19 protein-coding genes are annotated in these 13,946 nt (G+C 63.8%); 9 read left to right on the top strand and 10 right to left on the bottom strand.

The window, feature by feature from the left end; translation table 11 throughout:
* The first annotated feature begins 19 nt into the window (after positions 1 to 19).
* Entirely contained in the window at positions 20 to 1,165 is a 1,146-nt protein-coding gene (locus tag GWG65_RS08620; RefSeq protein ID WP_275194968.1) for a GNAT family N-acetyltransferase, read from the top strand.
* A gap of 81 nt (positions 1,166 to 1,246) precedes the next feature.
* On the top strand, positions 1,247 to 2,131 hold the full coding sequence (locus tag GWG65_RS08615; RefSeq protein WP_275194967.1) for an rRNA adenine N-6-methyltransferase family protein: 885 nt from the start codon (positions 1,247 to 1,249) through the stop codon (positions 2,129 to 2,131).
* On the opposite strand, the gene GWG65_RS08610 is transcribed toward GWG65_RS08615, so the two are convergent.
* The 4 genes from GWG65_RS08610 to GWG65_RS08595 all read right to left on the bottom strand — a co-directional run bounded on the left by GWG65_RS08610 (position 2,128) and on the right by GWG65_RS08595 (position 4,607).
* Positions 2,128 to 2,268 (bottom strand): hypothetical protein, encoded by a 141-nt coding sequence (locus GWG65_RS08610; protein WP_275194965.1) that lies wholly within the window; start codon positions 2,266 to 2,268, stop codon positions 2,128 to 2,130. The two genes, GWG65_RS08615 and GWG65_RS08610, sit on opposite strands and share 4 nt — an antisense overlap.
* Positions 2,269 to 2,383: 115 nt before the next feature.
* Positions 2,384 to 2,983, bottom strand: coding sequence for an NAD(P)H:quinone oxidoreductase (gene wrbA / locus GWG65_RS08605; protein WP_275194964.1), 600 nt, complete (start codon positions 2,981 to 2,983; stop codon positions 2,384 to 2,386).
* 136 nt (positions 2,984 to 3,119) lie between these two features.
* Entirely contained in the window at positions 3,120 to 3,818 is a 699-nt protein-coding gene (locus GWG65_RS08600) for a pirin family protein (protein WP_275194963.1), read from the bottom strand.
* Between the two features lie 36 nt (positions 3,819 to 3,854).
* Entirely contained in the window at positions 3,855 to 4,607 is a 753-nt protein-coding gene (locus tag GWG65_RS08595; protein ID WP_275194962.1) for an SDR family oxidoreductase, read from the bottom strand.
* Positions 4,608 to 4,725: 118 nt separating this feature from the next.
* Between GWG65_RS08595 and GWG65_RS08590 the strand changes: the two genes are divergently transcribed.
* Entirely contained in the window at positions 4,726 to 5,661 is a 936-nt protein-coding gene (locus tag GWG65_RS08590; RefSeq protein WP_275194960.1) for a LysR family transcriptional regulator, read from the top strand.
* Here the strand turns inward: GWG65_RS08590 and GWG65_RS08585 are convergent, their stop codons facing one another.
* Entirely contained in the window at positions 5,662 to 5,919 is a 258-nt protein-coding gene (locus GWG65_RS08585; RefSeq protein ID WP_275194959.1) for a hypothetical protein, read from the bottom strand.
* 261 nt (positions 5,920 to 6,180) lie between these two features.
* Between GWG65_RS08585 and GWG65_RS08580 the strand changes: the two genes are divergently transcribed.
* Positions 6,181 to 6,519 carry a hypothetical protein gene (locus GWG65_RS08580; protein WP_275194958.1) on the top strand — a complete coding sequence of 113 codons (339 nt, stop codon included), beginning with the start codon at positions 6,181 to 6,183 and terminating at the stop codon, positions 6,517 to 6,519.
* Between the two features lie 6 nt (positions 6,520 to 6,525).
* Here GWG65_RS08580 and GWG65_RS08575 read toward each other — a convergent pair whose 3' ends face one another.
* From GWG65_RS08575 to GWG65_RS08565, 3 genes are read right to left on the bottom strand one after another with little or no spacing between them, the layout of a single operon-like run.
* Positions 6,526 to 6,993, bottom strand: a complete 468-nt coding sequence (locus GWG65_RS08575; protein ID WP_275194957.1) for a YbaK/EbsC family protein — start codon at positions 6,991 to 6,993, stop codon at positions 6,526 to 6,528.
* Between the two features lie 21 nt (positions 6,994 to 7,014).
* On the bottom strand, positions 7,015 to 7,755 hold the full coding sequence (locus tag GWG65_RS08570; protein ID WP_275194955.1) for a haloacid dehalogenase type II: 741 nt from the start codon (positions 7,753 to 7,755) through the stop codon (positions 7,015 to 7,017).
* A 13-nt stretch (positions 7,756 to 7,768) separates the two neighbouring features.
* Positions 7,769 to 8,653 (bottom strand): amidohydrolase family protein, encoded by an 885-nt coding sequence (locus GWG65_RS08565; RefSeq protein WP_247381512.1) that lies wholly within the window; start codon positions 8,651 to 8,653, stop codon positions 7,769 to 7,771.
* Between the two features lie 310 nt (positions 8,654 to 8,963).
* Here GWG65_RS08565 and ykgO point away from each other — a divergent pair, with 310 nt between their 5' ends.
* From ykgO to GWG65_RS08550, 3 genes are all read left to right on the top strand, one after another.
* A complete protein-coding gene (gene ykgO, locus GWG65_RS08560) occupies positions 8,964 to 9,089 on the top strand; it encodes a type B 50S ribosomal protein L36 (RefSeq protein ID WP_006611362.1) in 126 nt (41 codons plus the stop codon).
* Between the two features lie 129 nt (positions 9,090 to 9,218).
* The gene (locus GWG65_RS08555; RefSeq protein ID WP_275194953.1) at positions 9,219 to 9,857 is read left to right on the top strand and encodes a tetratricopeptide repeat protein; all 639 of its coding nucleotides are present in this window, start codon (positions 9,219 to 9,221) and stop codon (positions 9,855 to 9,857) included.
* A 124-nt stretch (positions 9,858 to 9,981) separates the two neighbouring features.
* The gene (locus GWG65_RS08550; protein ID WP_275194952.1) at positions 9,982 to 10,242 is read left to right on the top strand and encodes a hypothetical protein; all 261 of its coding nucleotides are present in this window, start codon (positions 9,982 to 9,984) and stop codon (positions 10,240 to 10,242) included.
* A gap of 11 nt (positions 10,243 to 10,253) precedes the next feature.
* Here GWG65_RS08550 and GWG65_RS08545 read toward each other — a convergent pair whose 3' ends face one another.
* Complete coding sequence (locus GWG65_RS08545; protein WP_275194951.1) at positions 10,254 to 10,436, bottom strand: hypothetical protein; 183 nt, start codon at positions 10,434 to 10,436, stop codon at positions 10,254 to 10,256.
* A gap of 322 nt (positions 10,437 to 10,758) precedes the next feature.
* Here GWG65_RS08545 and GWG65_RS08540 point away from each other — a divergent pair, with 322 nt between their 5' ends.
* Positions 10,759 to 11,715, top strand: coding sequence for an alpha/beta hydrolase (locus GWG65_RS08540; protein ID WP_275194950.1), 957 nt, complete (start codon positions 10,759 to 10,761; stop codon positions 11,713 to 11,715).
* Between the two features lie 18 nt (positions 11,716 to 11,733).
* On the opposite strand, the gene cycA is transcribed toward GWG65_RS08540, so the two are convergent.
* Positions 11,734 to 12,129 carry a cytochrome c-550 CycA gene (gene cycA / locus GWG65_RS08535; protein WP_275194948.1) on the bottom strand — a complete coding sequence of 132 codons (396 nt, stop codon included), beginning with the start codon at positions 12,127 to 12,129 and terminating at the stop codon, positions 11,734 to 11,736.
* 272 nt (positions 12,130 to 12,401) lie between these two features.
* On the opposite strand from cycA, the gene GWG65_RS08530 reads away from it, so the two are divergent.
* Positions 12,402 to 13,895, top strand: a complete 1,494-nt coding sequence (locus GWG65_RS08530) for an FAD-linked oxidase C-terminal domain-containing protein (protein ID WP_275194947.1) — start codon at positions 12,402 to 12,404, stop codon at positions 13,893 to 13,895.
* Positions 13,896 to 13,946 lie beyond the last annotated feature (51 nt).

Here is a 13,946-nt window from a genome sequence, read left to right as displayed (position 1 = left end):
GTTCAGTAACTGTACGCGGATGACCTTTCTCAGCCTCGAGCAGCCAGATGATCGGGTGTCCAGCACGCGGAGAATCTCGGTCGATTTCACCCGTGACTGGCGACAGGCTGCATCGCGCCTGAACGATGGCCATCGCACTGCGTTTCAGCATGGTTACTGGCTCGGCGCCTGGTACGAGGCGTTTGACGGTGTCGCGCCGCTGATCGCCGTGATCTCCAATGCCGCGACCGGCAAGGACATCGCGATGGTGCCGATGATCAGCCACACGCGGCGCGGCATCCGCGTCGTCGAGTTCGCCGATCTCGACGTTGCCGACAACAACGCGCCGATCCTTGCGTGCGACGCCACGTTCGATACCGCCGATATGCCTGCAATCGGCCTGGCGCTGGTCGAAGGGCTGCGTGCCTTGCCCGACCGCTTCGATCTGCTGCGCCTGAAGAAGATGCCGGCCCATGTCGGCGGCAAGCCGAACCTGCTGGTGTCGCTCGGCCGTATCGGATCCTGCTCGCTCAACGGCAATGTCGTGCTGACGGGCGACGACTATGCGGATTATGAGGCGTCGCTCAGGCGTCTGCAGCTGCCGCGGTGCTGGCGCGTCTTCAGCCGTCTTGGCAGCGCGCGGTTCGAGATCGCCACCGATGTCGAGCGCGCGCGCGAATTTCTCGATGTGATGGACGTCCAGCAAGAAGAGCGGATGAGACAGCTCGGCTTTCGGTTCGTTCTGAACGACCATGCTCACGCCCGATTCTATCGCGAGGTGGCGCGCCAGGGTGTCGCTGAAGGCTATGCCGTCGTCTCGGCGCTGGTCTGCGACAAGGGGATCGTTGCCACCACGTTCGGCGTCAGATACGGCGCGGCCTATGTCCTGCTGCGCATCAGTCATTCCGGCACGACCGGGGCGAACTTCTCTCCCGGGCTGCTCGCGACCGAACGCACCATGGCGGCGCTGCATGCGCAGGGCGTGCGCCGGTTCGATCTCAGCATCGGTAATCAGGACTACAAGCGCCGCCTCGGCGCCGAGCGGGTGCCACTGACCGACGTCAGCGTCGCGCTGTCCTGGCGCGGCGTGCCTTATGCCTGGCGCGACCATGCTGCGCAGGGACTGCGTCGCCATCCAAGGCTCGCTGCGTTGGCGGCGCGCGCGATGGGCAGGGCCGCACCCTAAAGCGCGCAAAGCCTCGGATTGCAGTAGCCATTCGACTATCGCAATCGTTGTGCTATCCTAGCCTCGCTGCCCGGAGGCGACATGGAAGATCGTTCGGCGAAATATCGCGCATTCTATGCGCAGTTGATCTGCGCCGCGGCCAGGACCACGGATCCCCGTATTGAGCAGGCCTTTCGCATGGTCGAACGGGAGCCCTTCGTCGGCCCGGGGCCGTGGTCGATCTCGGTTGGCGGTCACCCCTATGTCGTGACGCCGGACGATGATCCCGCCTTTATCTATCAAAACACGTTGCTGGCGCTCGATCACGCGCGCGGGCTCAATATCGGGATGCCCGGTGCGCACGCTTATTGGCTCAGCGGGTGTGCTGTGCGGGAAGGCGAGACGGTGCTCCAGATCGGTGCGGGCAGCGGCTATTATACCGCAATTCTCGCTCATCTCGTGGGAGCCGGTGGCCGTGTCCATGCCTATGAAATCGACCAACGTCTGGCGGCACTCGCGCGCGACAATCTAAAGGATATCGCGCAGGTCGAGCTGCACGAGCGCTCGGGCATCGCGTCCGATCTGCCGAACGTGGACGTGATCTATGTCTGCGCGGGTGCGGCGCGGCCAGCTCCGGAATGGCTCGGGGCGTTGCGGCCCGGGGGCCGTCTGGTGTTTCCATTGGCGCCCGAGGGTGTGCACGGCGGCATGTTGATGCTCACGCGTCCGCAACAGGGTGCGGTCTGGCCTGCCAAGTTTCTCGGCCGGGCCCAGTTCATCGGCTGCGCGGGACTGCAGGATGCGGACGCCGCCCGGCGATTGACCGAGGCGTTCGCGAAAGGATGGGACAGCGTGCAGTCCTTGCGGACAGGGGACGCGCCCGACGAGACGTGCTGGTTTGCCGGTGAGAATTGGTGGCTTTCGACCGCGCCTGCGCCGTCACCAACGGATCCCGTCCGGCCCCACGCCGACATCACGCAGGCCTAGCGGGACGACCCCGTGCACCCGGCGCAGTGGAAGCGGCCGCGCGAGGCCCGGAACAGGCTGCGGCAGTACCAGCGCCGCGCCAGCGCCTGAGCTGGCCTGCGGATCATCTGCGCGATCAAGAGGATTTCGAAGGCCATACGCGTTGCTCCTGCAACGTTAGATGGGGCGGCATTCCCACGAGAGAATGCCGCCCAAATCGCATCAGCCATGCAGTCGATCGTGAAGTTTAACCGCGAAGCTTAGCCATGAAGTCTAGCCATGTAGTCTCTTGGCGGTCTCGGCGATCGCGCGCCCCTGATAGCGCGCACCCGCAAGCTCGTTGGCGCTGGGCTGGCGGCTGCCGTCGCCGCCGGTGATCGTGGTGGCGCCGTAGGGCGCACCGCCGGTCACTTCGTCGAGCTTCATCTGGCCGGCAAAACCATAGTTCATGCCGACTACGACCATGCCGAAATGTAAGAGGTTGGTGATGATCGAGAACAGCGTCGTCTCCTGGCCGCCATGCTGGGTCGCGCTCGAGGTGAAGGCGCCGCCGACCTTGCCGTGCAGCGCGCCCTTGGCCCAAAGGCCGCCGGCCTGGTCGAGGAAGTTCGCCATCTGCGAGGCCATCCGGCCGAAACGGGTGCCGGTACCGATGATGATCGCGTCGTAGTTGGTGAGGTCCTCGATCTTGGCGACCGGCGCAGCCTGGTCGACCTTGTAGTACGAGGCCTTGGCGACCTCAGGCGGAACGAGCTCGGGCACGCGCTTGATGTCGACCGTGGCGCCGGCTTCGCGCGCCCCTTCGGCAACCGCATTCGCCATCGCTTCGATGTGGCCATAGGCGGAATAATAGAGGACGAGAACTTTGGTCATGGATGGTCTCCGTTGTGTGGTCGAGGTGCTTGGCGATTGGATCGTCATGCCCGGGCTTGTCCCGGGCATCCACGTTCTTGTTTGCTTGTGGAGAGGCGTGGATGGCCGGGACAAGCCCGGGCATGACGGAAGCGCTTTACGCCGCGTCGACGAGCACGAGCTCGGAATCTTCCAGAGCCGTGATCTTCAGCCGGTCCTCGTCGCGGATTGCGGCGCCGTCGCGGGCATTGACGCGCACGCCATTGATCTCGACCGCACCTGCCGCGGGCACCAAATAGAGGTAACGCGACTTTTGCGGCTCGTACTCGGCGCTCTCGCCCGCTTTCAGCGTGGTTGCCAGCACGCGCGCGTCGGCGCGGATCGGCAGCGCGTCCCCGTCGTTCTCGTCACCGCTTGCGATGGTGACGAGCTTGCCGGAGCGGTCCGCCTTCGGGAACGGCTTCGAGCCCCAGGTGGGCTGGCCGCCGCGCGCCGTAGGCTCGATCCAGATCTGGAAGATCCGGGTCTTGGTCGGCTCCAGATTGTACTCGGAGTGGCGGATGCCGCTGCCGGCGCTCATCACCTGCACGTCGCCGGCTTCGGTCCGGCCCTCGTTGCCGAGGCTGTCCTGGTGGGTGATCGCGCCCTCGCGCACGTAAGTGATGATCTCCATGTTGGCGTGGGGATGGGCGGGAAAGCCGGTGTTCGGCGCGATCTCGTCGTCGTTCCACACCCGCAAGGCGCCGTGACCCATATTGTTCGGGTCATAATGGCTTGCGAAGGAGAAATGATGCTTGGCCTTGAGCCATCCGTGATCGGCGCCGCCGAGCTTTGCGAAAGGTCTGAGTTCGATCATCTGCGTGGTCCTTGTTTTGAACGGGTGAGGCCCGGATCAGGCGCCAAAACCGCCGTCGACATTGAGTACGGTGCCGGTGACGAAGGAGGCTTCCGGGCTCGCCAGGAAGACCACGCCGGCTGCAACTTCCTCGGGGCGGCCGAAGCGCTGCAGGGCATGCTGCTTGCGCTGGGTCTCGGCGAACTCGCCGCCGTCCTTCGGATTCATGTCGGTGTCGATCGAGCCGGGCTGCACCACGTTGACGGTAATGCCGCGTGGGCCGAGGTCGCGTGCCGCGCCCTTGGTGTAGCCGACGACGGCTGCCTTGGTGGCGACGTAGTCGGCGAGCCCCGGGAACGAGGCGCGGTCGGCGAGCATCGAGCCGACGGTGACGATGCGGCCGCCTTCACCCATCAACTGCGAGGCGGTGCGGATCGCCGCGATCACGCCATGCACGTTGATTGCATCCTGCCGGGCGAGGCCTTCCGTGTCGGCAGCGGCATCGTCGATCGCGCCGCCTGCGGCGACGCCGGCATTGTTGACGAGGATGTCGAGATGGCCGAATTCCTTCGCGACGTCCTTGACGAGTTGCGTCACGTCCTTCGCCGAGGCCTGGTCGGCCTTGAAGGCGCGGGCCTTCACGCCCTTGGTCTTCAGTTCTGCAACGACGGCTTCGGCCTTTTCTGGGGATGCGACATAGCTGATGGCGACATCGGCGCCTTCATCGGCGAGAGCGCGGGCGGACGCCGCACCGATGCCGCGCGAGCCGCCGGTGACGAGGGCAACCTTGCCTGAGAGCTTCTTGGTCATTGGATTTCTCCATTCCCTGGAACTGCGATTGACCCTTGGATAAGCCCCCGTCCGTGGTATAGAAATAGAAACTGTCGAAACGCATTGTTTCCTTAAATAGACCTATCGGACCCGCCCCATGGCAAAACTCCCTGATTTCGAGGCGCTCGCGGTTTTCGCAAAAGTCGTGGAATTACGGTCGTTTGCGGCAGCCGCCAGCGAGCTCGTGATGTCGAAAGCCACGGTGTCCAAGGCGGTGACCCGGCTGGAGGAGCGGCTCGGCGCCCGGCTGTTCAACCGCACCTCCCGCCGGCTCGCGCTGACCGATGCCGGGCACAAGCTCGCCGACCGCGCGGCGCGTCTGCTCGCCGATGGCGAGGCGGCGGAGAACGAGGCGCTGGCGCAATCGGTGGCGCCGCGGGGGCTGGTGCGGCTCGCGGTGCCCATGACCTTCGGGGTGAAGGCGGTGGCGCCGCTTTTGCCGGAGTTTTTCGAGGCCTATCCGGACGTCTCGGTCGATCTGCACTTGAGCGATGCGACCGTCGACCTGATCGGCGAGGGCTTTGACATGGCGGTGCGGATCGCGCGATTGCCGGATTCGTCGCTGATCGCGCGCCGGCTCTTCACCATGCCGCGCTACACGGTGGCCGCGCCGTCCTATCTCAAGCGCCACGGTCGGCCGACCCATCCGATGCATCTGGCCGAGCACAAATGCTTCGCCTACGCCTATCTCTCCACACCAAATGTCTGGCACTACACCAATGCAGCCGGCGAGCAGGCCAGCGTGCGCCCGGGTGGACAGCTTCGCGTCAACAATGGTGAAGCGGTGATGCCGGCCCTGGTCGCCGGCCTCGGCATCGCCGAACTCCCTGAATTCATCGTCGGCGAAGCGATCGCCTCCGGCCAAGTCGAAGTGATCCTGAAGGAGTGGAAGCAGGCCGAAGGCGCCGTGCACCTGGTGACGCCACCCGGCGGCCCGCGGCCTGCACGCGTCGAGGCGCTCGGCGATTTTCTCGCCGCGAAATTGCCGGGGACCTGCAAGCGGCGGATGCGCGGAAAATCCGGGGCGGTCTGACTACGACACTTTGACGCCGTCGCTGGCGACAATTCGCAAGGCCGGCTTCAGCGTCTCCTCCAGCTGCGTCTTCAATTCATGAACACGCGGGTCGGTCGAGCGCCTCGCGCAAACTGCATATTGATGCACGGATTGCGCCAATGCATGCCGCGCCTCCGCCGTTCGCGTCACCTCCGGCTTTGAAAGCCGCAGCACGATCGCAGCGAGATTCACCAGCATCTCGTCCAATGCGACGTCGATGGTCCCAAGTTCTCTCATCACTCACTCCCTACGGGGAAAAAACGGTGGGGTCAGGGATGCGTTCCGGGCCGGGGGCCGAACACGGCTAACACTTCGTAAAGGCGGCCCGCGGGGGCGAGACATCATCGCGACCGACAGCGCGCGGTTGATTGCGGCGGTGAAGAAGATCGGCAAGGTGGAATAGGTTCCTGCCGCGCTTTCACATTTTTTTGTTGGTCCACAACCCGCTCGCGTCTCATTAATTGACGAGAATTCGAGAGAATCGAGAAGGATCTGGACATGCGAACAGAGCGGATCGCGCTGGGTGTGGCGCTTGCGATCGGCGGCATCGTGGCGCAGAGCGCGGCGTCCGCCCAAGAATATCGCGGCACGATGGAACAGCAGATGGCCTGCACACCGGATGTGTGGCGTCTGTGCAGCGACCAGATTCCCGATGTGAATCGCATCGTGGCCTGCTTGCAACAGAATACGCCGCAGCTTTCCAGTGGTTGCCGCGCGGTGTTCCAATCCAACAACCAGGCGCAGCAGCCGGCCCCGCGCAATCGCGCCGCGCCGCCCCCGCGCTACAACGCTGCGCCTCCGCCGCCCGCACCGCGGCCCTATGATGACGACGACTAGCTCGACTTACGGCCTGATCTCGCAGACGTCGACCCATTCAGCCGCGGTCAGGTCGACCATCCGCTCGGGCGTGATGCGCACGGCGCTGTGGGTCGAGCCTGCGGCCGGCACCACGACGTCGAACGCCTTCAGCGACACGTCGCAATAGATCGGCAGCGGCGTCTTCAGCCCGAACGGGCAGACGCCGCCGACCTCGTGGCCGGTGATTTCCGCGACCTCTTCCAGCCCGAGCATCTTCGGCTTGCCGCCGAACGCCGCCTTGACCTTCTTGTTGTCCATCCGCGAGGTGCCGGCGGCGACGATGAGGATGACGCGCTCGCCGATCCGCAACGACAGCGTCTTGGCGATCCGGCCGGGCTCGACGCCATAGGCTTCGGCGGCCAGCGCCACGGTCGCGGAGCTGATCGCGGATTCGATGACGGATATGTCGGGAGCTTTCTCGGCGAAGAAATCGCGAACGGATTGCAGGCTCATTCCAAACGGCTCATTACGGGCTTATGGGCGGGCGGCGATCTTGGGCAACTCGGAGAGCGTGCGGACGCGATGATCCGGCGCAAACCCGAGCTGATCCATCTGAGTGCGGATCGCCTTGAACAGGGTCAGCGGTGCCACGAGTTCGTTTTCGACGCAAGCCAGCGCCATCGCCTCCGGCGTGACCCGCTCGATCCAGGCGACATTCAATCCGAACGATTTCGCGCCGGCCACGTCCCAGGGATTGGAGGAGACGAACAGAACCTCGTTCGCTGCGGTGCCGAGCACCTCGCCGATCAGCGCATAGGCCTCGGGAGAAGGCTTGAAGATCCTTTTCGCATCGACGCTGATGGTCGCGTCGAGCAGGACGTCGAGGCCGGAATTGCGCACGAGCGCATTGAGCATGTCCGGGCTGCCATTGGACAGAATGGCGAGCTTGCGCGGCTTCAGCTCCGCAAGCGCGCTTGCAGCGTCCGGATAGAGATCGAGATGCAGATATTTCTCGATCACGCGCTCGAACGCCTCGCTCTCGTAGGCGAGACCGAGCACGCGCAGCGTATAGGCGAGCGAGTCCCGCGTCACCGCAGCAAAGTCCTGGTAGCGCTGCATCAGCGAGCGCAACCAGGTGTATTCGAGCTGCTTGATGCGCCAGATCTGCGTGATGATCTCGCCATAGCCTGGAAACGCATCCTCGGTGATGTCAGCCACCGACTGGATGTCGTAGAGCGTGCCGTAGGCGTCGAAAACGACGGCTTTGATCATCACGTTGGTCCCTCGATCAAATCCCCAAAAGCTTGCGCGCGTTGGCCTTGAGCACCTTCGGCCGGATCTCGTCGCGGATGTCGATCTTGGCAAAATCCGCGAGCCAGCGGTCCGGCGTGATCACCGGCCAGTCCGATCCGAACAGCATCTTGTCCTGCAGGATCGAGTTGATATAGCGCACCAGGATCGGCGGGAAATATTTCGGCGACCAGCCGGACAGGTCGATATAGACGTTCGGTTTGTGGGTCGCGACCGACAGCGCCTCCTCCTGCCAGGGGAAGGAGGGGTGGGCGAGGATGATCTTGAGATCGGGGAAATCCGCAGCCACGTCATCCATGTACATCGGGTTGGAATATTTCAGCCGCATCCCCATGCCGCCGGGCATGCCGCTTCCGACGCCGGTCTGGCCGGTGTGGAACAGCGCGATCGCGCCGCCATTGTTGATCTCTTCATAGAGCGGATAGGCCATGCGGTCGTTGGCGTAGAAGCCCTGCATGGTCGGATGGAATTTGAAGCCGCGGACGCCGTATTCCTCGATCAGCTTGCGCGCCTCGCGCGCCCCTAACTTGCCCTTGTGCGGATCGATCGAGACGAAGGGGATGAGGACGTCGAGATGGTCGGAGGCGACCTCCAGCATCTCGTAATTGTTGTAGCGGCGGAAGCCGGTCTCGCGCTCGGCATCGACCGGGAAGATCACCGCGGCGATGTTCTTGGAACGGTAATAGGCCGCGGTCTCCGGCACGGTTGGCGGGTGCTTGTTCGGCGATTTGAAATACTCCGCCATCTGCGCCTGGAAGTCGTCATAGCCGTCGTCAGCATGGCAGCCGCAGGGCTCCTCGGCATGGGTATGGATGTCGATCGCCACGACGTCGTCGATGTTCGGCAGCTTCAGCTTCGGCATTGGTTTCCTCCCGAGGGGTTGCCAAATTGATTATATGATATAACGAAATTGGCAAGGCTGGACTGCCAAGGCTGGACTGCCAAGGCTGGACTGTCGCGAGCAGGGCGGTGGCGATGGGGCCGTTTCAGCCCTATCCCGGGTTAATCGGCTCGGAGTGAGCCGTTTGCATTGACAGGCTGTCCCGCCATGCCTTAGAAACCGCCCCGTCCCGGGCGGTCGTCCGCCGGCGGGGAGAATCTCATTTTGCCATATTCGCGCGTGCCGAAACGGTAGTGCCGAACACGGCCTTTCGAACGTTCAGGATTCTGTCATGAAGGTCCGTAACTCGCTGAAATCACTGCGTGGCCGCCACCGCGCCAACCGCCTGGTCCGCCGCAAGGGCCGGGTCTATGTGATCAACAAGGTGCAGCGCCGCTTCAAGGCTCGCCAGGGCTGATTTCGGCCAAGGCTGATCTCGGCCTGATCCCTGCCGGACGCCGAAGCGCGCCCCGCAAGACCACGGTCTCACACGAGTTTGACGCCGCCCTGCTTTGCAAGGGCGGCTTTACGCGTTTAGACTTTCACCATGGCAGTGAGATTCCTTTTCGCGCGCACCCTGTGCCTGGCCCTCGTCCTGGGAGCCGCCGGCATCGCTCCGGCCATGGCGCAGGTTGATCCGCCGGCCCCGCCTGGCACGCAGAAAAAGATCCCCGAGGCACCGGCCAAGCTTCCCAAGGTCGACCGCACCAAGAATTTGGATTTCCTGTTCGGCGCGCTGAAGGCCGCCCCTGATGAAGCCAGCGCCAAGCATGTCGAGGCGCGGATCTGGGCGATCTGGATCCACACTCCGAGCGACACCGCGGCGCTGCTGATGTCGAGGGCCAAGACGGCGGTCGACGCGCAGAAGATCGACGTCGCCATCAAGCTTCTGGATTCCGTCATCAAGCTGCGGCCCGATTATATCGAGGCCTGGAACCGGCGCGCGACGCTCTACTACATGCAGAACGACTATGGCCGCTCGCTGGCCGATATCCAGCAGGTGCTGGCCCGGGAACCGCGCCATTTCGGCGCGCTCGCAGGCCTCGGCATGATCATGCAGGAGGTCGGGGACGAGAAACGCGCACTCGAGGCCTACCGCAAGGCGCTCGCCGTCAATCCGCATCTCGACAAGATTCCCGACCAGGTCAAATCCCTGACCGAGAAGGTCGAAGGCCGCGACATCTAGCGCATAACTCGATCATTTTTCGATCGATTGCGACGCGCGGCGATTAACCACGATCGCATGCCTCGCGCTGCAGGGGCTATTGCGCGGGCAAGGCGAGGCCTAACTGCATGGCAGGAGCGAAGCCATGAAGCGTTTGATCTTTGCAGGTAGCTTGCTGTTGGCGTCGGGGACAGTGAGCCTCGCCGACGGGCTATTCTGGGTGGTCGGCAACCGCGCCACCGGCAAATGCAACATCGTGACCAGCAATCCCGTGATCGCGGGCGACGTCTGGTTCGGCGACGGTCCCTACAAATCAAGAGCCGATGCCAAGCTTGCCCGCTCGACCATCCGCGCATGTCCCGCGGTCGGTCCCGACGACGAAAAGGACGAGGACAGCACGAACTAATCGTCTGCGTCCTAATGCAGGACGCCGTTGCCACGCTCGGTGGAGCCCTGATCGGCAGCTGCGGCGTAAGCCTTTACGAGCTCCGCCTCGAGATGCTCGTTGATCAGCAGCAGCGCCCGCACGGCTCCGCGCAGATCGCCGCTGCAGCTCGCGACGATCTCGTCGATGGCAGTGTCTTTCGATCTCAAGCTCATCGAAAATCCTCCGGTTCAAACCAGGACAAATCCTGCCGGTCTTTCCTGCATCCCCTGAAAGTTGCGAGGAGGATCGGCGCCCACCCGCGCCTAGATGGCGGAACCGACCGTGGCGATTATATGGAGGCCCCGATGACGACTGCATGAAGCTGGTCCGGGGCTTGCGCATCGCCAAAAGTATCGTTGATTTCATTGCGTTTTCGCGGATTGAGATTATGCACATATCCACAGCCCCGGCCCTTTCCGTGGAAACGCTGGAGCGAAACTGCCGTGTGGCAAGGTCCGTAGCTGCCATGTGCCTTGGATTGTCCGGACTCTCTCCATGATCGTGATGTCAGTCGTGACCGCGCTGGTTTTGCTGGCGCTGGCCACGCAGGCCGGTGTCGTTGCCGTGCAACGCGCCTTTCCACCGCAGGGCCAGATGATCGAGGTTGACGGCGCGACGCTGCATGTCGTCGATCTCGGCCCGCGCGACGCAGGCCCGCCCATCGTGATGTTGCATGGCGCGAGCTCCAATCTCGAAGCGATGCGCCGCCCGCTCGGCGATCTCCTGGCCAAGAATCATCGTGTTATCCTGTTCGACCGTCCCGGCCATGGCTGGAGCACGCGGGCGCGACGGCAGGATTCGACGCCGCAGATCCAGGCACGGATGATCGACGAGGCGCTTGGCAAGCTCGGGATCGCGCGCGCGATCGTGGTCGTGCATTCCTGGAGCGGGGCACTCGGGGCGCGGCTGGCGCTCGATCATCCGCACCGGGTCGCGGGCCTCGTGATGCTGGCGCCGGTCACGCATCCCTGGCGCGGCGGCGTCGGCCGCTACAACGAGATCATCGCAACGCCTGTGATCGGTCCGCTGCTCGCCTACACCGTCACCTTGCCGCTTGGATATTTCCTCGCCGAGCCCGGCGCGCGCGACGTGTTCCTGCCGCAGGTCATGCCGGACGGCTTCGTGAAGGACTCCGCGACGCCGCTGCTGCTGCGCCCGCGCGAGTTCATCGCCAATGCCTATGACCTGGTGACGCTGAAGGAATCAGTCGCCGCGCAAGTTGCGCGGTACGGCGAGATCACAGTGCCGGTCACGATCATCGCCGGCGAGCCGGACAAGACCGTATCGACCAACATTCACGCCCGTCCGTTTGCCGCATTGGTGCGGAATGCAAAGCTGATCGTGCTGCCCGATCTCGGCCATATGGTGCAGATCGCGGAGCCGGATCTCGTGAAGACCGAGATCGAGACGGTGATCGGCAAGATCGTGCCAGTGCAGGCGGCCGCTGATTAGCGGCCGCCTCTCTCGCGCTTACTGCTTGATCTTGCCGTCCTTGTCGAACTGCGAGACGTAGGCCCAGAGATTGTTGATCTCGGTCTCGTTCTTGATGCCGGCGAACGCCATCTTGGTGCCGGGGATCTTGGCCTTGGGGTCCTTGATGTATTCCTTGAACACCGCCTCGTTCCAGGTGATGCCGGAATTCTTGTTCGCGTCGGAATAGTTGTAGTCGGGCGCGGTGCCGGACTTGCGGCCATCGAGGCCGTTGAGCTCGGGGCCGACCTTGTTCTTGGCGCCTTCGCCGATTGCGTGGCAAGCCAGGCATTTGTTGAACGACGATTTGCCGGCCGCGACATCCTGCGCCATCGCAGTGGAGGCCGTGACAGTCACGGTGAGGATCATCAGTGCGCCAAAAGTCAGTTTTTTCATCGGGTGCTCTTCGTCTCTTCCCTGGTGGGTCTAGCCTGGTCAGTCCCTTGCCGGACGGCAACCGTCGGACCTGCCGCTTTTGGCATGGCCCGCTCGGCTTGGACAAGCCACGAAACCATGACAGGTTTCACGATTTCCTACTTGTCCCAGAGCGAACTCGCCTGCGATCGTCGATCCGACTTTCGGATGGCCTACCCAAACCACCGCGGACGTGGTTGATTTGCCGCGATCGTGCGGCGCGAGTCGGAAGGATATGTCAGGATGGATGTGCTATGGCCATCATGATGCCTGCCAGCGACCAGGCAGTGCTCGCGCGCCGTGCGGAGATCGTCGCCGCACTGCGCGCGATCGTGCCCGGCGAAGGCGTGATCGACAGCGCCGCGGAGATGCGGGCCTATGAATCCGACGGGCTGACCGCCTATCGGCAGCCGCCGATGGTCGTGGTGCTGCCGGATACGACCGAGCAGGTCTCGCTCGTCCTGAAATATTGTGCCGGGCAGGGCATCAAGGTGGTGCCGCGCGGCTCCGGGACGTCGCTGTCCGGCGGCGCGCTGCCGCTGGAAGACGGCGTGCTGCTGGGTCTCGGTAAGTTCAAGCGCATCCGCGAGATCGATTTTGACAATCGTGTCGTCGTCACCGAACCTGGCGTCACCAATCTGGCGATCAGCCAGGCGGTCGCGCATGCCGGGTTCTACTACGCGCCCGATCCGTCGTCGCAGATCGCCTGCTCGATTGGCGGCAATGTCGCGGAAAATTCCGGCGGCGTGCACTGCCTGAAATACGGCATGACCACCAACAACGTGCTCGGCTGCGAGATCGTGCTGATGAGCGGCGAGATCCTGCGCATTGGCGGCAAGGGGTGCGAAAATCCCGGCTACGATCTGATGGGCGTCATCACCGGCTCCGAAGGCCTGCTCGGCGTCATCACCGAGATCACGGTGCGCATCTTGCAAAAGCCGGAAACGGCGCGCGCACTGATGGTCGGTTTCGCGCAGGTGGAAGCGGCCGGCGAATGCGTCGCGCGCATCATCGGCGCGGGCATCATTCCCGGCGGCATGGAGATGATGGACAAGCCCGCCATCCACGCCGCGGAGGCCTTCGTCCATGCCGGATATCCGCTCGATGTCGAGGCGCTGCTGATCATCGAGCTCGACGGCCCCAAGATCGAGGTCGACGAGCTCATCACGCGCGTCGAGGCCATCGCCAACGGCTGCGGCTCGACCACCTGCCAGATCTCGACGTCGGAGGCGGAGCGCAATCTGTTCTGGGCGGGCCGCAAGGCGGCGTTCCCCGCCGTCGGCCGCATCTCGCCCGACTATCTCTGCATGGACGGCACCATTCCCCGCGGCGCGCTGCCAAAGGCGCTGGCGCGCATCCGCGATCTGTCGGAAAAATATCAGCTCGGCTGCGCCAACGTGTTTCACGCCGGTGACGGCAATCTGCATCCGCTCATCCTCTACGATGCCAACAAGCCCGGCGAGATCGAGCGTGCCGAGGCCTTCGGCGCCGACATCCTGCGCGCCTGCGTCGAGTTTGGCGGCGTGCTCACCGGCGAGCACGGCGTCGGCATCGAGAAGCGCGACCTGATGCCGGAGATGTTCAGCGAAATAGACTTGAACCAGCAGCAGCGCATCAAATGCGCCTTCGACGCACAGGGGCTCCTCAACCCCGGAAAAGTGTTTCCGACACTGCACCGCTGCGCCGAGCTCGGCCGCATGCATGTCCATGCGGGCAAGCTGGCGTTTCCGGACATCCCGCGGTTTTAGCGACAACCGCTGCACCTTCGCTGCAATGCGCCAAATTTGATTTCCGTTGTA

Origin of the sequence: Bradyrhizobium sp. CSA207 (genome assembly GCF_029051685.1) — a bacterium.
GTDB lineage: Bacteria > Pseudomonadota > Alphaproteobacteria > Rhizobiales > Xanthobacteraceae > Bradyrhizobium.
Note: the sequence above shows the minus strand (reverse complement) of the source record. Positions and strands in the feature narration are given on the sequence as shown.